This is a genomic window from Pseudomonas sp. PA-1-3F (assembly GCF_021609665.1).
GTDB lineage: Bacteria > Pseudomonadota > Gammaproteobacteria > Pseudomonadales > Pseudomonadaceae > Aquipseudomonas > Aquipseudomonas paracarnis.
On sequence record NZ_WJZD01000023.1, the window covers coordinates 1 to 18,235 of the forward strand.

Consider the following 18,235-nt stretch of genomic DNA (forward strand, 5'->3'; position numbering starts at 1 on the left):
CTTTACGCCCCACCCGGCCCCTCGCTCTCGTTCCTTTACACCGCTCCTGCGGACAATGCCCCCACACGCGGCAATCGCCGCAAGACGGGGAAATTTCCATGAGCGTTCTGGACGGAGTGTCACTGCTATTGGCCGTGGCGCTGTTCATTTATCTGCTGGTTGCGCTGTTACGCGCGGATCGGAACTAGGAGCGGGCTATGCACAGTTATGACTATTGGCTGATCATCGCCTTCTTTGCCGTGGTACTGGTGCCGGCACCCTTTTTGGGGCGGTTCTACTACAAGGTGATGGAAGGCCAGCGCACTTGGCTCACCCCGGTACTGGGGCCTGTCGAGAAAGCCTGTTATCGCCTCTCGGGCGTGGATGCGCAGCAGGAGCAGAGCTGGCAGAAATACATGCTGGCCTTGCTCGCATTCAACCTGGCGGGCTTCTCGTTGTTGTTCTCGATCCTTTTATTTCAGGGCTCCCTGCCACTGAACCCGCAGAAACTGCCGGGCCAGGAATGGACCATGGCGTTCAACACCGCCGTCAGCTTCATGACCAATACCAACTGGCAGAACTACAGCGGCGAAGCGTCCCTAAGTTATCTAAGTCAGATGGCCGGCCTCACGGTGCAGAACTTCGTCAGTGCGGCGACCGGTCTCGCCGTCCTGGTCGCCTTGTGCCGTGGGATCGGGCGCAAATCTGCCCAGACCCTGGGCAACTTCTGGGTCGACATGACCCGCGCCACCCTCTACGGCCTGCTGCCGTTGTGCCTGGTGCTCGCGCTGTTTCTGGTGTGGCAGGGCGTACCGCAAACCTTCGCCCACTATGTTGATGCGGTCACGCTGCAAGGCGTGGATCAGGTGATTCCCCTAGGGCCGGCCGCGAGCCAGATTGCGATCAAGCAACTGGGCACCAACGGCGGTGGCTTCTTCGGCGTGAACTCGGCGCATCCGTTTGAAGACCCGACAGCCTGGGCCAACCTGTTTGAAGTGGCCTCGATCATCCTGATCCCGGTAGCGTTGGTGTTTACCTTCGGCCATTACGTCAAAGACCTGCGTCAGAGCCGGGCGATCCTCGCGTGCATGCTGGCGTTGTTCCTGATCGGCGGCGCGACGTCGCTGTGGTCCGAGTACCAGCCCAATCCAACCCTGAACAACCCGGCGGTGGAGCAAACCGCACCGTTGGAAGGCAAGGAAACACGCTTCGGCACCACCGGTACCGTGCTGTGGTCGGTGACCACCACTGCGGCGTCCAACGGTTCGGTCAATGGCATGCAGGACAGCCTCAGCCCCCTTAGTGGGATGGTCGCGCTGGTCAACATGATGGTCGGCGAAGTGATCTTCGGCGGCGTGGGTGCCGGTATGTACGGCATGTTGCTCAACGTGTTGATCGCGGTGTTCCTCGCCGGCTTGATGATCGGCCGCACCCCCGAATACCTGGGCAAGAAACTCCAGGCCAAGGAAGTGCAATTGCTGGTGGTGACTCTGCTGGTTATGCCGGTCGGCGTATTGGTCTTGAGTGCCATCGCCGCCAGCCTGCCCGGCCCGGCAGGTGCCATCAGCAACCCTGGCCCCCATGGCTTCAGCCAGTTGCTCTACGCCTATACCTCGGCCAGTGCCAACAACGGTTCGGCGTTTGCCGGCCTCGGCGCCAATACCCCATTCCATAACCTGATGCTCGGCCTGGGCATGTTGATCGGCCGCTTTGGCTACATCCTCCCGGTACTGGCCCTGGCCGGCAGCCTGGCGATGAAGAAGACCGCACCGATTGGCCAGAACAGCTTCCCCACCCATGGCGCGCTGTTCGTGACCTTGTTGACCGTGACCATTTTGCTGGTGGGCGGCCTGACTTTCCTGCCGACGCTGGCGTTGGGCCCCATCGCTGAACACTTGAGCATGGGCTTCTAGTTAAGGGATATGAAAATGAATATGCCTGCAAAAAACGCGGCCCCGGTCAAACCCCAGGAGCCCGCCAAAACCGCTATCTCGGCGCTGTGGCGCCCGGCACTGGTCCAGGCGTTCGTCAAGCTGGACCCACGCCAACTGCAACGCTCGCCAGTGATGCTGGTGGTGGAGCTGACCGCCATCCTCACCACCGTATTGTGCTTTGTGCCCGACACCACCGTGCCGACCTTTGTCGCCGTGCAAATCGCCGTGTGGCTGTGGTTCACCGTGCTGTTCGCCAACTTCGCCGAGGCCTTGGCCGAAGGCCGTGGCAAAGCCCGGGCCGACAGCCTCAAGGCTGGCAGCGAAGGCTTGAGCGCCCGACGCCAGGAAGCCGATGGCAGCTTCAAGGTGGTGCCGGCCACCAGCCTGCGCAAGGGCGATGTGGTACGTGTTGCCGCCGGGGAGATGATCCCCGGTGACGGCGAGGTCGTCGAAGGGATTGCGGCGGTCAACGAAGCGGCGATTACCGGCGAATCCGCCCCGGTGATCCGCGAGTCTGGCGGCGACCGCTCGGCCGTCACCGGCAACACGCGGCTGGTGTCGGACTGGCTGCTCATCCGCATCACCGCCAACCCGGGCGAGTCCACCCTGGACCGCATGATCGCCCTGGTGGAAGGCGCCAAACGCCAGAAAACCCCCAACGAAGTCGCGCTGGATATCCTGCTGATCGGCCTGACCCTGATCTTTCTGCTGGTGGTCGTGACCCTGCAGCCGTTCGCCCACTTTGCAAATGGCAGCTTGCCGCTGGTGTTCCTGGTCGCACTGCTGGTGACGCTGATTCCCACCACCATTGGCGGCCTGTTGTCGGCCATCGGGATTGCCGGCATGGACCGCCTGGTGCGCCTCAACGTGATCGCCAAGTCTGGCCGCGCGGTAGAAGCGGCGGGGGATGTGCATGTGTTGCTGCTGGACAAGACCGGCACCATCACCTTCGGCAACCGTCGTTGCTCGGCCGTGGTCGCTGCACCTGGTGTCAGTGGCCGCGAATTGGCCGAAGGCGCGTTGCTGGCGTCCCTGGCCGATGACACGGCGGAAGGCAAGTCCATCGTTGAATACCTGCGCGCCTTGCACCCCCAGGCCGAGCCGAGCCTGGATGCGTTGACCGCCGTGCCCTTCAGCGCCGAGACCCGTTTGTCCGGTGTCGACTATCAGGGCCGTGTGTTCCGTAAAGGCGCGGTGGACTCGCTGCTGGCGTTTATCGGCCAGCAACGTAGCGACCTGCTGCCTGCGTTGTCGCGGGAAATCGACAAGATCGCCCAAAGCGGCGGCACGCCCTTGCTGGTGTGCGCCGATGGCAAGTTACTGGGGGCGATCCATCTCAAAGACGTGGTCAAGCCAGGTATTCGTGAGCGTTTTGCCGAGTTGCGCAAGTTGGGGATTCGCACCGTGATGGTCACTGGCGACAACCCGTTGACCGCCGCCGCGATTGCCGCTGAAGCGGGTGTGGACGATGTGCTGGCCGAAGCCACGCCAGAGAAGAAACTCGCGCGTATTCGTCATGAGCAGAACGATGGTCGTCTGGTTGCCATGTGCGGCGACGGCGCCAACGACGCCCCGGCGCTGGCCCAGGCTGACGTCGGCATGGCGATGAACGACGGCACCCAGGCCGCGCGCGAAGCCGCCAACATGGTCGACCTCGACAGCGACCCGACCAAGCTGCTGGACGTGGTGCAGATCGGCAAGGAGTTGCTGGTGACTCGCGGCGCGCTGACGACCTTTTCCATCGCCAACGACGTGGCCAAGTACTTCGCGATCCTGCCGGCGCTGTTCGCCTCGATCTACCCGCAACTGGGCGTGCTCAACATCATGCACTTGCAGAGCCCGCAGAGCGCGATCCTTTCGGCCATTGTGTTCAACGCGCTGATTATCGTGGTGCTGATCCCGTTGGCCCTGCGCGGCGTGCGCGTGCAGGCCGCGAGTGCGGCGGCGTTGTTGCGGCGCAATCTGCTGATCTACGGGCTGGGCGGATTGTTGGTGCCGTTCGTGGGGATCAAGGCCATCGACATGTTGCTGACCGCGCTGCACCTGGTTTGACCTGGCCGCTGATCGCTCCCACGCTCCGCTGATCGTTCCCACGCTCCGCGTGGGAATGCCACCCCGGACGCTCCGCGTCCCACCGCACCACTGAATTGAGGAGTCTGAAATGTCCAACATCATCCGCCCAGCCCTGAGCTTGCTGGTACTCATGACCCTGATCACCGGCGTGGCCTACCCGCTGGTAGTCACTGGCGTGGCCCAAGTGGCCTTCCCCGATCAAGCCAATGGCAGCCTGGTGCGCGACGCCAGCGGCAAGGTGCGTGGCTCCATCCTGATCGCCCAGGACTTTACTGGTGACCGCTGGTTTCACCCACGCCCGTCAGCCGGTGCTTTTGCCACAGTGTCCAGCAGTGCCAGTAACCTGGGCCCGAGCAATCCGGCCTTGGCCACTCGCATAGTCGAAGAGGCCAGCAAGCAGTCAGTACCGGGCCAGGGCCCGGTGCCATTGGCCTCGCTGACCACCTCCGGCAGCGGCCTTGATCCACACTTGCCACCGCAGGCGATTGCCTATCAACTGGCGCGAGTAGCGGCGGCGCGAAATGTGCCGGTGTCGACCTTGCAGCGGTTGCTGGATGAGCACATCGAAAGCCCTCTGGTAGGCCCGCCTGTAGTAAACGTCCTGGCCCTGAACATGGCTTTGGAAACGTTGTAAGCCTTGCGACCGCCATCGCGGGCAAGCCCGGCTCCCACATTTGGAATGCATTCCACTGTGGGAGCCGGGCTTGCCCGCGATGGCGGCCTTGAAGACTCTCTATCAATACCTGAAGGAACCCCCGAGCATGAGCGACGCCGGCCGCGCCGATGCCCTGTTAGCCGATCTGCCCCGGGACGGCCGTGGCCGGCTCAAAGTTTTCCTCGGCGCCGCGCCCGGTGTCGGCAAGACCTACGCCATGCTCCAGGCGGCCCATACCCAACTGCGCCAAGGCGTGCGCCTGATCGCTGGGGTGGTCGAAACCCATGGCCGCGCCGAGACCGAAGCCTTGCTCAGCGGCCTGCCGCAACAACCGTTGTTGCGCAGCGAATACCGTGGCGTGATGCTCGAAGAAATGGACCTCGACGGCCTGCTCGCCGCCAAGCCAAAACTGGTGCTGGTCGATGAACTGGCCCACAGCAACGCCCCTGGCAGCCGTCATGAAAAACGCTGGCAAGACATCCAGGAACTGCTCGCGGCCGGCATCAACGTATTCACCACGGTCAACGTCCAGCACCTGGAAAGCCTCAATGACCAGGTGCGTGGCATCACTGGCGTGCAAGTGCGCGAAACCTTGCCGGACTGGGTGCTGCAAGAGGCCGACGAACTGCTGCTGATCGACTTGCCATCCCGCGAGCTGCTTGAGCGTCTGCGTGACGGCAAGGTGTATGTGCCGGAGCAGGCGCGTGCGGCCATCGATGCGTTTTTCACCCAGACCAACCTCATGGCCCTGCGCGAGCTGGCCATGCAAACTGCCGCCGCCCACGTCGACGATGACCTGGCCCAGGGCTACCGCCAACTCGGTCAGGCCGCGCCGGCAGTGCGTGGGCGCCTGTTGGTCGGTGTGGATGGCGATGCGCAAGCCGAACGACTGGTGCGCCATGCCTGCCGCGTGGCCCAGCGTCGGCATTTGCCCTGGAGCCTGGTGCACATCGACAACGGCCGTGCGCGGGATGAGCAATCGCGCCTGCGCCTGCAAAACGCCCAGCAACTGGCAGAGCGGCTGGGCGGGGAAGTGGTGTTGCTGCGCGCCGGGGAAGTGGCCAAGACCCTCATCCAGCACGCCGCCGAACGCCGTGCCAGTTTAGTGCTGGTGGGGCAGTCACGGATGCGCTGGCGGCGGCGCCTGTTCGGTGGCGGCTTGGCGGCACGCCTGTTGCGCAATGCCCGCGGCTTGGAAATCAACGTCCTCGACAGCGATGACATGCCTGCACCGCCACGCCTGCCGGAGGTGCGCGGGTTGGTGTGGTTCGATTACGCCTTGGCGGTGGTGGCGACCCTCGCCGCTGCCGCAGTGGCCTGGGCCGTGTCCAGTGCGTTGGCGCTGCCGAACATCTCGCTGGTGTTTCTTGCCGCCGTGCTGTTGGTGGCGGTGCGCAGCAGCCTGGGGCCGTCCCTGGTGTGTGCGGCACTGTCGTTTTTGACTTACGATTTTCTGTTTATTCCGCCGAATTTTTCCTTCGCCATCCAGCGGGAAGAAGACGTGTTGACCCTGTTGTTCTTCCTGTTGATGGCAGCGTTGACCGGCAACCTCGCCGCACGCCAGCGCCGCCAGTTGCAGGCGTTGCGCGATACCCAGGAAGAAACCAGCGAACTGCTCGACCTGTCGCGCAAGCTCACCGCTGCCACCGACCGCCAAGCTGTCATCAGTGCCGCCGCCCACCATCTGCAAGGTTGGAACGAGCTCGATCTGTGCCTGGTCAATCGCGATGGACAGGGCGGCTGGAAGGTCGAGACCGGTGGCCCGTTGACCCTCACCGAAGCTGAACGCGCCGCCGCCGATTGGGCCTGGCAGCATGATCAGCCGGCCGGCATGGGCACCGGCACCTTGCCGTTTGGGCGTTGGTGGTGGTGGCCGCTGTCAGGTGAAGAGGGGCCCTTGGGGTTGCTGGGTGTCAGTGCCAAGCCTGGCCTGGAATTGAGCGGGCAACGTCGACGCTTGCTCACCGCGTTGAGCCAACCGCTGGCCCAGGCACTGGCGCGGGCACAATTGGGGCAGGAGTTGGAATCGGCGCGCCTGCACGGCGAAACCGAACAACTGCGCAGTGCTTTGCTCGCGTCGGTGTCCCACGACTTGCGCACGCCATTGACCTCCATGCGCGGCAGCATCGACAGCCTGCTGGCCCTGGGTGAAGCCATCCCCCTGGAGGATCGCCGCGAATTGCTCGAAGGCACTCGCGATGAGGCCGAGCGCCTCGACCGTTATATCCAGAATCTGCTGGACATGACACGCCTGGGCCACGGTGCGCTGAAACTGGCACGCGATTGGGTGTCGCCCGGCGATATTGTCGGCAGTGCCCTTGGGCGATTGCGCGCCGTGCTGGCGCCGTTGCAGATGAGCACCGATGTGCCGCCGGAACTGCCCTTGTTGTATGTGCATGCGGCGCTGATTGAGCAGGCCCTGGTCAATGTGCTGGAAAACGCCGCACGGTTTTCGCCGCCCCAGGGCCGCTTGCAGTTGCGCGCGGGCGTGCAGGATGAGCAGTTGTTTTTTGCCGTAGCGGATGAAGGGCCAGGGATTCCCGAGGAGGAGCGTGCGAAGATCTTCGACATGTTCTACACCGCTGCCCGCGGTGATCGAGGCGGGCAGGGCACCGGCCTCGGCTTGGCGATCTGCCAGGGCATGGTCGGTGCGCACGGTGGGCATATCAGCGTGGCCGATGGCATTGACGGGCGGGGCACCTGCATCACCTTGTTTCTGCCATTGCCGACACAGCCTGCCCTGGAATAAACCTTGTAGGAGCGAGCTTGCTCGCGAAGGTCGTTAACGATAATGATGGCGTCCTGAACGCACGCGGTGCCTCGAGGTTTTTCGCGAGCAAGCTCGCTCCTACAGGGGGGTGATTTTTTAATGGGTTTTAATGAGACACCATGAGCCAGACCGCGACGATTCTTGTCATTGATGACGAACCGCAGATCCGCAAATTCCTGCGCATCAGCCTGGCTTCCCAAGGCTATAAGGTAATCGAAGCCGGCACCGGCAACGAAGGCCTGGCCCAAGCGGCCTTGAGCAAACCGGATCTGCTGGTACTCGACCTGGGCCTGCCCGACATGGACGGCCAACAGGTGCTGCGCGAGTTTCGCGAATGGTCCACGGTGCCGGTGCTGGTGCTGTCGGTGCGGGCCAGCGAAGGTCAGAAGGTCGAGGCCCTCGACGGTGGCGCCAATGACTACGTGACCAAACCGTTCGGCATCCAGGAGTTTCTTGCCCGTGTGCGTGCGCTGTTGCGCCAGGCACCGGCCGGAGAGGCCCAGGAAGCCGCCTTGAGTTTTGGCCCGCTGACGGTCGACCTGGCCTATCGCCGCGTTTTGCTGGACGGTGCCGAAGTGGCGCTGACCCGCAAGGAATACGCAGTGCTGGCGCAGTTGGCACGCCATCCGGGGCGGGTGATTACCCAACAGCAATTGCTCAAGGACATCTGGGGGCCAACTCATACTGAGGACAGCCACTACCTGCGTATCGTGGTGGGGCACCTGCGCCAGAAGCTGGCGGATGACCCGACCCGGCCACGGTTTATCGTGACTGAGGCGGGGGTGGGGTATCGGTTGCTAGGTGCCTGAATCTGTGGTGCCTGCGCTGGCGCCATCGCAGGCAAGCCAGCTCCCACAGTTGAAATGCATGCCCCTGTGGGAGCCGGGCTTGCCCGCGATGAGGCCATCCGCAACACTTACACGCTCAACTCTGCTCACTCTCATACCGATCCAACGTATCACTGGCAATCTCCCGCCCCAAAGCGATCAATTCCGGCGCTTTATAGAACTCGAAAAAGCGGCACACCCGCTTTGGCACGTTGATCAGCACATCGGGCGGATACCCAGCGATCTTGTATTGTGCCAATGAGGTTTGCATCACCTCGAAACTCTGGTTGATCAGGTCCAGCAACGAGGCTGGCCCGACGTTGTCGATGATGAACGAGCCGGTGGCCGACTTCGGTGCACCGGCTTTCTCGGGCGCCGCGGCAGGTTGCTGGGCTTCGGGTTCGGCAGACTCCAGCCACGGGTTGATTTCGGCGGCCTGGGCCTGCAAGGCTTCTTGTTCCAGCTTCATCAACTGCTCGGCCTGCTTGCGGCGAAATGGCAGGTGGGAGCCCAGTGACTTGGCCAGGCTGTTGAAGCGGCTCTTGAACGCCGGCGGGCGCGGAATCACCGGCAATTGGTAGTGTTTCTGGTTGGTGGCATTGAGGTTGACCGCAATGATCAAGTCGCAATGGCTCGACACCACCGGAACGATGGGCAGCGGGTTGAGCAGGCCGCCGTCCACCAGCATGCGGTTGCCCTGCATCACCGGTGTGAACAGGCTGGGGATGGCCGCCGAGGCGCGCATCGCCTGGTGCAGGCAGCCTTCCTGGAACCAGATCTCCTGTTGGTTGGTGAGGTCGGTGGCGACGGCGGTGTAGGGGATGCGCAGCTCCTCGATATTGATATCGCCGACAATCTTGCGGATTTGCCCGAACACCTTCTCACCGCGAATCGCTCCCAGGCGAAAGCTCACATCTACCAGGCGCAATACGTCGAGGTAGTCCAGGCTTTCGATCCAGTTGCGGTACTCGTCGAGCTTGCCGGCGGCGTAGATTCCACCCACCACGGCGCCCATGGAACAGCCGGCGATACAGGCGATGTCATAGCCGCGTCGTTCGATTTCTTCGATCACCCCGATATGGGCGTAGCCCCTGGCCCCACCGGAGCCCAGCACTAAGGCAACACGTTTCTTCATGGCCAGATCCTTCGCAAAACAGGGGCCCACAATGCACCCATCAAGGGGCCTGCTTCAATCCTTGCTGACAGCGCGCAATATTTTTCCAGGCTGGCGATCAGCCTCGGGTATGCTCTGGCAATAGGTACTACTGATTTCAGGCTAAGGACAAGGCACTTTTCCCTGTAGGCAACGTCTACAGGCTACGACTGAATTTGTATATTTGAGGTGTCATCAATGAAAGCCTGGATCTGTGTGCCTGTGATCGTGTTGGCCTTGGCTGGCTGTGCCGGGAAAACCGCGTATCGCGACAGCTGTGGCTCGCAATTGGACGCCGCCTGGAAAGAGCTGGACCTGGCCAAGGCCGAAGGTTTTGCTGGCACTGTCAGCTACTCCAAGGCTTTGTCGCTGTTGACTGGCGCCAAGACTCAGCAGCAGTTTGAAGCGTTCGAGGGTTGCTCCAACAAGGCCGAAAAGGCGCGGTTCTACATTCGTGAGTCTCGCGCCGGGCGATGACCCTGCGGCGGATAGGATTTTTCATCGGAAAGTGAGGGCAGGATGTCAGCGTTGGTCAATCAGTTAGTCGCTCAGGTCATTGGCCTGGAAGTAGGGTTACTGAGCTGCCAGGCTCGCCTCGCCGCCGTCACTGACGATGAAGCCTTGCATGATTTGCGCACCACGGTACGCCGCCTGCGCAGCCTGTTGCGCCCTTTGCGCGGGCTGCCCGGTGTCGAACAGCTTGAATTGGCCGCCAGCACGGTTGGCCAACTGACTACGCCGCTACGCGACCGAGAGGTGCTGGCGGCGTATTTGCATCAGCACGGTCATCACGACGCGGCTGATCGACGCCTGCGTCTGCAGCCCGAGGCTTATCGCAAAGTGGCGCAAAGCCCGGAGTTGGCGCACTTGCTGCTGATTCTGGATGCGTTCCCACGGTTTATCCGCGCGTCCCAGCATCAGAAACTGCTCAAGGGCTTGCGCCCGCGCATCCAGAAACGCCTGGCCAAGCAATGGCAGGCACTCGATGGCGCCTTGAAGGACCCCGATCATGACCGCCACCGGCTACGGTTGCTGATCAAGCGTGTGCGCTATGCCGCCGAGGCGTATCCCGAGCTGGACAAATTACCCACCGACGCCCTGTCGCACTTGAAGAAAGCCCAGAGCGCGCTGGGTGACTGGCATGACTGTTGGCAGTGGCTGGCCCAGGCCGGGCACGAGCCGGACCTGCAACCCTGCGTAGCGGTGTGGCAGCGCACCATGCTCAAGGCGCAAGGCAAGGCCGACCGCGTGCTGGACACGCTCAGCGCCGAGTGTTTTTAAACCGGTCCGGTTTTTGGCCGGAATGGGCGCTGTGCCTGTGCAATTCGATGGTTAAGATTCCTCCAGGATTTTCTTGATGTGAGGTCGCCATGCGCTTTAGTGATTTGCTCGACGCTGCCCGTAGCAATCCGCTGGATGTCACCATCCCTGCCGAATGGGCCCAGGGCCGGGCCACCTTTGGCGGGCTGGTCGCTGCCTTGCAGTACGAGGCGCTGCGCGCCCAGGTGCCGGCGGACCGACCGCTGCGCTCGCTGGCCATCACCTTTGTCGGCCCGGTAGCGCCGGATGTAACTGCCAGCTATCAAGTCGAAGTGCTGCGCGAAGGCAAGGCGGTCAGCCAGTTGCTCGGGCGCGTGGTGCAGAACGGTGAAGTGGCGACCCTGGTCCAGGCCAGTTTTGGCGCCTCTCGCCCCTCCGAAATTGACGTGGAAAGTGAGCCGCCACCGGTATTCAAACAGTGGGATGAGTGCCAGGAACTGCCCTATATCAAGGGTGTTACCCCCGAATTCATGCGTCATTTGGCAATGCGCTGGAGTGTCGGTGGCTTGCCGTTTACGGGCAATAAATCCCGCGACATGGGCGGCTGGGTGCGGTTGCGGGGGGATGTGAAAGAGGAGCCACTGACCGAGGCGCATATCCTCGCCCTGGTCGACGCCTGGCCACCGGCGTTGCTGCCACACCTGAAAAAGCCCGCGCCGGGCAGCACCCTGACCTGGACCATCGAGTTCATCCAGCCGTTGCAAGACCTGACTACGCTCGACTGGTGCCAGTACCACGTCAACATCGAACACGCCCGCGACGGCTATGGCCACGCTGCCGCTGCCTTGTGGAGCCCGACCGGCGAGTTGATCGCCCTCAGCCGCCAGACCGTGGTGGTGTTCGCCTGAACCCGCCGGTCAGTGGTGGTGCCGCTGCCGCCAGGCGCGCCACCAGCCACCGCTGAGCACAAAGCGCGGGAAGGTCACGAACTGCTCAACCACCAGGCGCTGCACCGCATCTTTGCGATCACTGAACGGCTCACTGGCCTGGGCTTCCAGGCTATGGCCGTGACCCTGCAACGCCAGGCCCGCGACAATGCCAATGACACCGACCGCGAAGCTGGCCAGGCTAAGGCTGAACACGCCCGACACGATCAGCAGGAAACCGACGATAAACAGCGGCACGGCAATCAGGTGCAACGCCAGGTTGGTTGGGTGCTGATGGTTCTGTGGGTACTGACGCCATTGCCAGGCGGGGAGATTGGGGTGACGTTTGCCCATGGTGGAGAATCCTCTGTCCGTTGAAACAACTTGAACAGAGTTTAGGTTGAGGTGGGCGAGGTGGCGAATTGGGGCTGGCTATGGGGGTCATAGGCTGCAATTTAGGCGGAGTGACCCTCATGCCCAAATGACACAGTCATGATCATCCATGTGTACCAGGAACGTCAGCTCTTTATCGGTTATCCAAAACGGATATCCGGTGGTTTCGCCTAACACAGAGGCTAGCACTCGAGCGTTTTCCATTCTCCAGGCGCTATACGCTGAGTCAAATACCAGCAGAACCAGGCCATTCCCGCTAATGCGATGCGGCATCTCCTTCCAAAAGTCAGGGTTGTGTTCGGTGCTTTTCTCGTTCAGTTCGATGGGATCAAGCACATTGCTCTGCGCTTTGAAGAATTTTCTCGTCAGAGAGCTTATCAACAAGTTGAGTTCGCTCGAATCAAGCTTTCCAGTGTCGAGGTTCAGCGCATTACAGGCTTCGTCTATTTCGTCTTCCAGGTAACTCATCAGGGGACACCTATTCTGGACCGGCTGACAGGAACCAGTTGGAGCAGTATATGGCCTCTTTTGGCTCCTCCGTCGCCTCTCTTTCCAGGTGTTTGATAGCCAATATGAGGTGATTTCGGGCCTTCTTTACTTGGCACGAGCATAGGATCGTCAATATTCACTTCCGCTCCTCTATTGGGACCGGTTTTTACTCGCCGTTCTGTTGGAAATGATTTGCCATATTGGTCTTTGCCCCATTTCGATACGCTGTATTCGGACCTGGGTATACCCGTTCTGCGAAAAGCCTCATCCAAACCATCGGTGGGAAAGAGTAGCGCCGTGGGTGTGAATGTGGGAAGGATTCCAGTCTGTTAAGCGCAGATCCCCTGTGGGAGCGGGCTTGCCCGCGAAGGCGGTGTGTCAGTCACTGCCTCTGTTACTGCACTACCGCTTTCGCAGGCAAGCCAGCTCCCACTTTTGATCTTCGTTGCTTTGAGTATTGCGTTCGCTTGACTGATCGGCACCAAGGCTTACCTCCGATGTTGTTGGGTCAGTTTGCACATGCATTGGCTGGTTCACAGTTATCGAGGTCAAGTCCCATCCCATATTCGATATTCAGAGTGTCTAGGGTAAGGAGATTTACCTGAACGGCATCAAGACTGTATGAAGTACAAATTAGATGTGGACCCTTCGATTTTCTTGGCTTTGCCCTTTTTTAGGTACGCATTGAACTCACGTTCCAAGGCTTGTTTATCTGTATATTTTTTGTACTTGCTGGGTGTTTCGCATGCGTACATATACAGCCTCCACGAGTCGAAACCGTCGACCCTATCGTCCGGGCCGTAATCAAAGTCGACACATATTTCAGATAAGTAAACACTGCAACCAATACCGTGCAGCTCGTAGGTGACATTTGCAGCGACCGTCCCACGCTGCGGGATTTTTTTGGATCGCCACAGACCAATGATATTTTTGGTTCCAAACACTTGCTCAAGTAAGTCGGTAGCCTTTTTTACTTGCTCCAAGTATTCTGTGATCAAATGTTCTAGCGTCTGAGCTCTCATCGTCTAGGCCTTTCCAGTCTATCCAGTCCTACTGCATTTGAAGCGTCTATTACGTCCTGGGTGCTGTTGAACGAGCTGTTATGGTCACCTATATTCTGGATTAGTTTTATGGTGACTGGCGTCTTTGTTTGTCTTGCAGCGGCAGCTCGGTGGTGCCCATCAACAATATAGCGTTGCTCGTTATACTCAAAAACGTCTATTGGCGTATTTTTATCGTATCCGTCGTTTCGCATACTGCGAGCAATTTCTTCCACACGCTTGGTTGACCGCTTCCCTTCAATGCTGTGTGTTCTATTTAAGAAGGTTGCGTCTACTCCGTGAACAAGAGGAGCTGAAGGCTGTCCATCATCCACGCTCGATTTGTAGGATGGATCGTCAGCACTCGTTTGCTTTTTACACCCATCATCGCCTGGGCATGAATTCAAGCCTAGCGGGTCTACCCACCCTGTCGGATTGGGCACGTACTGGTAGCCATTGATCCCACCCGCCAACTTCACCGGATCCGGCGTCAGATAGCGACCAATATCCGGATTGTAGTAGCGATGGCGGTTGTAGTGCAGTCCGCTTTCCGCATCGAAATACTGCCCTTGAAACCGCAGTGGGTTGTCGATTTTGCCCCACGTCGAGCCGGGCGATCTGGCCGTAGGCGCGGTAGTGGGCGGACCAGACGATTTCGCCCTCGGGGCTGGTCAGTTCCTGCGGGGTGCCGAGGTGGTCGAGTTGGTAGTGGTAGGGCTTGGTTTCTTTTGGGCCGAAACCTTCCAACAGGGCCAAGGGGCGGAAGCTGTCGGGCTCGTAGAGGTAGCTGCGATGGCGCTCTGCATGGTGTTCGGCTATCAGCTTGTCGCCTTGCCAGAAAAACTCGGTGGTTTTGTCGTCCACGGTTTTGCTGATGCGGCGTCCAAATGGGTCATAGCGATAGCTGGCGGTTTGGCCGTTCGGCTTTGTGATGCTGATTAACCGATGCTGGCAGTCGTAGCGGTATTCGGTGATGAGTTGCTGGCCCTTGCCGCGCCGCTCACGAATCAAGTTGCCAAAGGCGTCGTAGTCGTAGTGGCGGTCGCCCTGGATCATTAGACGATTCGCCGCGACGATGTCCGTGCCGGGGCGGTCTTGCATCAGCAGGTTGCCGGCCGGGTTGTGGGCGAAGCGTTCCTGTACGTCCTGGGAGTGGTCGGCGCGGGTCAGGCGATTAAGCGGGTCGTAGCGGTAAAGGTGTTCGCCTTTGCGGGTGTCGAGCAGGCGGGTGAGGTTGCCGCTTTTGTCGTAGTCGTATTGGCGTTGGTAGAGGTGGTTTTGTTGCTGCGTTACCGCGTGGGCGTGCAGGCGGTGTTGGTCGTCGTAGTGGTAGTGGCTGAGCACTTGGCCTTGCTGGCGCTGATGTTCTCGGCCGCTCTTGAATAGATGTGAGGTGAGTACTTCACCGTTGAGCTCGACGGTGGCGAGGTGGCCGCCTTTGTCGTGGTTGAAGGTGAGGCGGTTGTTGTCCGGCAGGCACAGATTTTTCAGCTGGCCGCAGGCGTCGTAGCCGTAGCGCAGGGTGCCCCAGCCCTGGTGTTCGGCGGTGAGGCGGTTTTGGCGGTCGTATTCGTAGGCCAGCGCCCAGTGGCCGTCCTCGACGCTGAGGAGGTTGCCCTGGCGGTCGTAGGCATAGTCGACAACGCTGGCATCGGGCAGGATTTTTCGGACGAGGCGACCGACGTGGTCGCGCTCGTAGCGGGTGACTAGCTGACTGCCATCGTCGCCGTATTCAGTTTTTTCCTGCAGGTTGCCGTTGAGGTCGTAGGCGTAGGCGGTGCGCTGGCCGTCGAAGCCGGTTTCCTGGCGGATCAGGCCGTTGGGGTGGTAGTCGAGTTGGTAGGTTTCGCCGGCTTCGTTTTCGATCTCGGTGAGCAATAGCCGAGCGTTGTCGTAGCGGTACTTGACCTGGGTGCCGTCGGCGTTGAGGCGGCGGCTGATCAGGTGCAGGCCATCGGCGTATTCGTAGCGGGTGACGTGGCCGAGTTCGTCGCGTTCGGCGATGATTTTGCCGTAGGGGTTGTAGCTGAATTCCCTACAACCACCGCCTGGCAATACAAGACGAATCAACCTACCGACGCAGTCCCAGTGATATTGCGTCAGCGCACCATGCTCATCCTCACAGGCAACTTGCCGCCCCAGATCGTCATAGCGATAACGCTTGATCCCACCATTGGGCAATTGCTCCTCAAGCAACTGCCCACGTTCGTTCCACACCAGTCGATGGCAACTGTGATCCGGGTACCAAACTCCAGTCAGTTGCCCGTGCTTGTTGTAGCTGTAGTCAGTAACCTCTCCATCGGGATCGGTCCTACGCGTAACATCGCCCTGGTCATTACGCTCATACTTCCAGACCGCCTCCCCACGCCTGACAACTCGTACAAAACCGTTGTCATGCTCGTAGGACGTTGGCTCATCATCCCCCGGAAACAGCGCGACCAAGCGTCCGGCGTCGTCATACTGATAGGCCGTCACCGCGCCCATCGGGTCTTGCTCGACGGTCAGTCGGCCTTTGTCATCGTAAGATTTGTAATGCTGAGCGCCGTCCGGATCGATGCGCTGCACCAAGCGCGCCCGGTCGTCATGGACATAGACTTCCTGGCTACCATCGGCGTTATGCACGGTGACGCGCCCGTCATCGCCCCAGGCATAACGCGTGTCCATCTGCGAAAAACTCGCCCAATGCCGAACGCAGCGCGCCGCCTTGCCCGCGTGTTCCCATTCCCAATAGAAACTCGCGCCTCCGGCCAACTGCCGCTCGAGAATGACGTGCTGATCGTCGTACCGATAACGCTCGCTTTCACCGACGGCATTGGTCGCACACACCAGTCGGCCAGCTTCGTCATAGGCGTAGGAAACGATGTTCTGCTCGGTTTCCCAAACGTAGGGCTCACGCCCTTTGGCGCGATGAACCTGGTAGTCCACCGCGACAATGCGATCCAGCTCATAACGCAACAGCAACGAGCGCCCCGCGCCGTTATCCAGCCGCTCAATCCGCCCTGAACGATCCCGGCAAAGGCGCAGCCGGTTGTCATACGCATCGCTGATGGTTGTCAGCACACCGTCGCGAAAGTGGTAGAAACGCGAGGCCTGGGCCAGCACCAGTTCGTCAGGCGCCGAACCCAAGTAGATCGCCGCTTCGGCCAGGCTATTGGTGATCGCCGGCCGAGAAACGGTGGGCAAGGGCAGGGTAGTCGAGCGGTTCTCATGGTCGGTCCACACCACCGAATCGCCCGACACCACCAGCCGATGAGCCAGCGCATGGCTCCAGCCAAACCCCAATCCACACTCGGCCTCCACCGCACTGGTGCGATACAGCCGCGTCCACTCAAACGGCAAGATCCCATCCAGCGCGCTATCGGTGAGGGTCAGCAATTCCTCGCCGGTGACCATCGACACCGGGCAACCGTGGGTGACGGTTTTATCCGCAGGCGCCGCCGCATCCCCCTTCGGGTTCGACGCCACAGCCGGCACATCATCGACAGGCTCCTGACGGACCAATGTCGTGCGCTGGGTCTTGCCACGCACCATTGGCACCTGGTTCGAAACCAGCGTGTCGCCCGCCTTCAACGGCACAGCCGGCACTGCCTTGACCGGCGTCGCCGCACTGCTCAGCAAAACCGGCTTGGCGGCCTCGACATGGGTTTCCAGCCGAGGCCCCGCCACCTGCTTGGCCAGCAACTCCAACAACGCCCGCGCCCGCCCGGATTTGACGTGACTGAGCGTCTGCGCGCCCAGGCGCAGCTGGACCCCAATGCCTCGCGTGGCCCAGATCAGCAACAGATTGATCAAGACTTCGCCGGTGATTTCACCCAGCAGTTCGTACATATCGGGTGGCGGCAGCATGCGTACCCAGGCCATCAGCGCCGACAGGTAGATAAACAACAGCGGCTCATCACTGAGTACCAGCAACCCCTTGGCCAGCGTGTCTTTGCCCAGCTTGAGCAGCGCATTCAGCTCGGCCTCGGACAGGTATTTCAGCAACGTTTCGCTGTTGGTCTTGAGGTTGGCGAGCAGGTCGTACAGCTCGGTGATGTTGTCCCACAGGTTATAAAGCGCGTTGCCCAGCCCGGCAGCAAAGGCCACGCCCTGTAAGGCACTGCGCTTGTAAGCCGGCGCTTTGGCAAAGTCTGCCCATCGAGGCTTGAAGTGCTCGGCCCATGCCGTGCGCAAATCCGTTTCCAGCCCGGCGATCACAGACTCATAGGACGCATACAGCGCCTGGACGTGAACCTTGGAAACAGTGGGATAAAAGGTGATTTCGTACTGTTGGTCGCGGCTACAGTCGCTGACTTCAAGAATGCCGCTGGGGCCAATGGTCCGATGCAGTGGCGCGCCTACCGGGATGCCGTCCTGTGCAACGGCTTGCAGCCTCACGGGCGTGTTGCCGATAGGCACGAACTGCGTGCTTTCGAACAGATGCACCAGCGTCAGCCCACCCTGGGCTTTGCATTGAGCGACGGTGCGGCTGGGTTTGTCGGAAGAGATCGGCGCGACCAGTGCGACGTCTTCCCCAACCTTGAACACCTGCTCCACGCTAAGTGCCGAACCACTTAAAAAGCTGTCGGTCCACTTATCAAAGGTATTCAGGCAGGTGCGGAAGTCCGCGAATACGCGCTCAACCTTCGGCGCTTCGGGATCCATCGGCACCAGCATCAGGTTGGCCAGCACCGCGATCAAGAGACAGCCCCATTTATCAGGGCTCTAACGAACACCAGCATCTGCACTCCCTCGCA

Annotated in this window: 14 protein-coding genes and 2 pseudogenes; 10 read left to right on the forward strand and 6 right to left on the reverse strand. The window is 60.7% G+C overall.

Annotated features, from left to right (window positions below):
• Positions 1-98 precede the first annotated feature (98 nt).
• The 7 genes and pseudogenes from kdpF to GIV26_RS17260 all read left to right on the forward strand — a co-directional run bounded on the left by kdpF (position 99) and on the right by GIV26_RS17260 (position 8,220).
• The gene (kdpF, locus tag GIV26_RS17235) at positions 99-188 is read left to right on the forward strand and encodes a K(+)-transporting ATPase subunit F (protein ID WP_003218754.1); all 90 of its coding nucleotides are present in this window, start codon (positions 99-101) and stop codon (positions 186-188) included.
• A 9-nt stretch (positions 189-197) separates the two neighbouring features.
• On the forward strand, positions 198-1,892 hold the full coding sequence (kdpA, locus tag GIV26_RS17240; RefSeq protein WP_236281638.1) for a potassium-transporting ATPase subunit KdpA: 1,695 nt from the start codon (positions 198-200) through the stop codon (positions 1,890-1,892).
• Positions 1,893-1,907: 15 nt separating this feature from the next.
• Entirely contained in the window at positions 1,908-3,965 is a 2,058-nt protein-coding gene (kdpB, locus tag GIV26_RS17245; protein WP_236281641.1) for a potassium-transporting ATPase subunit KdpB, read from the forward strand.
• 109 nt (positions 3,966-4,074) lie between these two features.
• Positions 4,075-4,620, forward strand: a complete 546-nt coding sequence (kdpC, locus tag GIV26_RS17250) for a potassium-transporting ATPase subunit KdpC (RefSeq protein ID WP_236281643.1) — start codon at positions 4,075-4,077, stop codon at positions 4,618-4,620.
• A gap of 127 nt (positions 4,621-4,747) precedes the next feature.
• Positions 4,748-7,390 carry a sensor histidine kinase gene (locus GIV26_RS17255; protein ID WP_236281645.1) on the forward strand — a complete coding sequence of 881 codons (2,643 nt, stop codon included), beginning with the start codon at positions 4,748-4,750 and terminating at the stop codon, positions 7,388-7,390.
• A 17-nt stretch (positions 7,391-7,407) separates the two neighbouring features.
• Positions 7,408-7,494 (forward strand): annotated as a pseudogene (locus GIV26_RS27395) (outer membrane lipoprotein carrier protein LolA); the annotation flags it as partial.
• A gap of 36 nt (positions 7,495-7,530) precedes the next feature.
• The gene (locus tag GIV26_RS17260; RefSeq protein ID WP_014717644.1) at positions 7,531-8,220 is read left to right on the forward strand and encodes a response regulator; all 690 of its coding nucleotides are present in this window, start codon (positions 7,531-7,533) and stop codon (positions 8,218-8,220) included.
• A gap of 115 nt (positions 8,221-8,335) precedes the next feature.
• On the opposite strand, the gene GIV26_RS17265 is transcribed toward GIV26_RS17260, so the two are convergent.
• Entirely contained in the window at positions 8,336-9,373 is a 1,038-nt protein-coding gene (locus GIV26_RS17265; protein WP_054898472.1) for a patatin-like phospholipase family protein, read from the reverse strand.
• Between the two features lie 216 nt (positions 9,374-9,589).
• Between GIV26_RS17265 and GIV26_RS17270 the strand changes: the two genes are divergently transcribed.
• The 3 genes from GIV26_RS17270 to GIV26_RS17280 all read left to right on the forward strand — a co-directional run bounded on the left by GIV26_RS17270 (position 9,590) and on the right by GIV26_RS17280 (position 11,559).
• Complete coding sequence (locus tag GIV26_RS17270) at positions 9,590-9,868, forward strand: hypothetical protein (RefSeq protein ID WP_003189839.1); 279 nt, start codon at positions 9,590-9,592, stop codon at positions 9,866-9,868.
• A 42-nt stretch (positions 9,869-9,910) separates the two neighbouring features.
• Positions 9,911-10,672, forward strand: coding sequence for a CHAD domain-containing protein (locus GIV26_RS17275; protein WP_236281646.1), 762 nt, complete (start codon positions 9,911-9,913; stop codon positions 10,670-10,672).
• Between the two features lie 89 nt (positions 10,673-10,761).
• The gene (locus GIV26_RS17280; protein WP_236281647.1) at positions 10,762-11,559 is read left to right on the forward strand and encodes an acyl-CoA thioesterase; all 798 of its coding nucleotides are present in this window, start codon (positions 10,762-10,764) and stop codon (positions 11,557-11,559) included.
• A gap of 9 nt (positions 11,560-11,568) precedes the next feature.
• Here GIV26_RS17280 and GIV26_RS17285 read toward each other — a convergent pair whose 3' ends face one another.
• From GIV26_RS17285 to GIV26_RS17300, 5 genes and pseudogenes are all read right to left on the reverse strand, one after another.
• Entirely contained in the window at positions 11,569-11,931 is a 363-nt protein-coding gene (locus GIV26_RS17285) for an Mpo1-like protein (protein ID WP_054921817.1), read from the reverse strand.
• Between the two features lie 117 nt (positions 11,932-12,048).
• Positions 12,049-12,438 (reverse strand): hypothetical protein, encoded by a 390-nt coding sequence (locus GIV26_RS17290; RefSeq protein ID WP_236281649.1) that lies wholly within the window; start codon positions 12,436-12,438, stop codon positions 12,049-12,051.
• Positions 12,438-12,779: a polymorphic toxin type 47 domain-containing protein gene (locus GIV26_RS27400; RefSeq protein WP_442962912.1), complete on the reverse strand. Its 342-nt coding sequence runs from the start codon at positions 12,777-12,779 to the stop codon at positions 12,438-12,440. Before GIV26_RS27400 ends, GIV26_RS17290 begins: the two co-directional genes overlap by 1 nt.
• Positions 12,780-13,070: 291 nt before the next feature.
• Complete coding sequence (locus tag GIV26_RS17295; RefSeq protein WP_096144406.1) at positions 13,071-13,481, reverse strand: DUF6896 domain-containing protein; 411 nt, start codon at positions 13,479-13,481, stop codon at positions 13,071-13,073.
• Positions 13,478-18,155 (reverse strand): annotated as a pseudogene (locus tag GIV26_RS17300) (RHS repeat-associated core domain-containing protein). The gene GIV26_RS17295 and the pseudogene GIV26_RS17300 overlap by 4 nt, the downstream one beginning before the upstream one ends.
• Between the last annotated feature and the right edge of the window lie 80 nt (positions 18,156-18,235).

Bases quoted from the DNA above. Each gene is read 5' to 3' on its own strand.
- kdpA (WP_236281638.1), top strand. From the start codon at position 198: ATGCACAGTTATGACTATTGGCTGATCATCGCCTTCTTTGCCGTGGTA.
- kdpB (WP_236281641.1), top strand. From the start codon at position 1,908: ATGAATATGCCTGCAAAAAACGCGGCCCCGGTCAAACCCCAGGAGCCC.
- GIV26_RS17260 (WP_014717644.1), top strand. From the start codon at position 7,531: ATGAGCCAGACCGCGACGATTCTTGTCATTGATGACGAACCGCAGATC.
- GIV26_RS17265 (WP_054898472.1), bottom strand. From the start codon at position 9,373: ATGAAGAAACGTGTTGCCTTAGTGCTGGGCTCCGGTGGGGCCAGGGGC.
- kdpF (WP_003218754.1), top strand. From the start codon at position 99: ATGAGCGTTCTGGACGGAGTGTCACTGCTATTGGCCGTGGCGCTGTTC.
- GIV26_RS17295 (WP_096144406.1), bottom strand. From the start codon at position 13,481: ATGAGAGCTCAGACGCTAGAACATTTGATCACAGAATACTTGGAGCAA.
- GIV26_RS17275 (WP_236281646.1), top strand. From the start codon at position 9,911: ATGTCAGCGTTGGTCAATCAGTTAGTCGCTCAGGTCATTGGCCTGGAA.
- GIV26_RS17290 (WP_236281649.1), bottom strand. From the start codon at position 12,438: ATGAGTTACCTGGAAGACGAAATAGACGAAGCCTGTAATGCGCTGAAC.
- GIV26_RS17280 (WP_236281647.1), top strand. From the start codon at position 10,762: ATGCGCTTTAGTGATTTGCTCGACGCTGCCCGTAGCAATCCGCTGGAT.
- GIV26_RS17270 (WP_003189839.1), top strand. From the start codon at position 9,590: ATGAAAGCCTGGATCTGTGTGCCTGTGATCGTGTTGGCCTTGGCTGGC.
- kdpC (WP_236281643.1), top strand. From the start codon at position 4,075: ATGTCCAACATCATCCGCCCAGCCCTGAGCTTGCTGGTACTCATGACC.
- GIV26_RS17255 (WP_236281645.1), top strand. From the start codon at position 4,748: ATGAGCGACGCCGGCCGCGCCGATGCCCTGTTAGCCGATCTGCCCCGG.
- GIV26_RS17285 (WP_054921817.1), bottom strand. From the start codon at position 11,931: ATGGGCAAACGTCACCCCAATCTCCCCGCCTGGCAATGGCGTCAGTAC.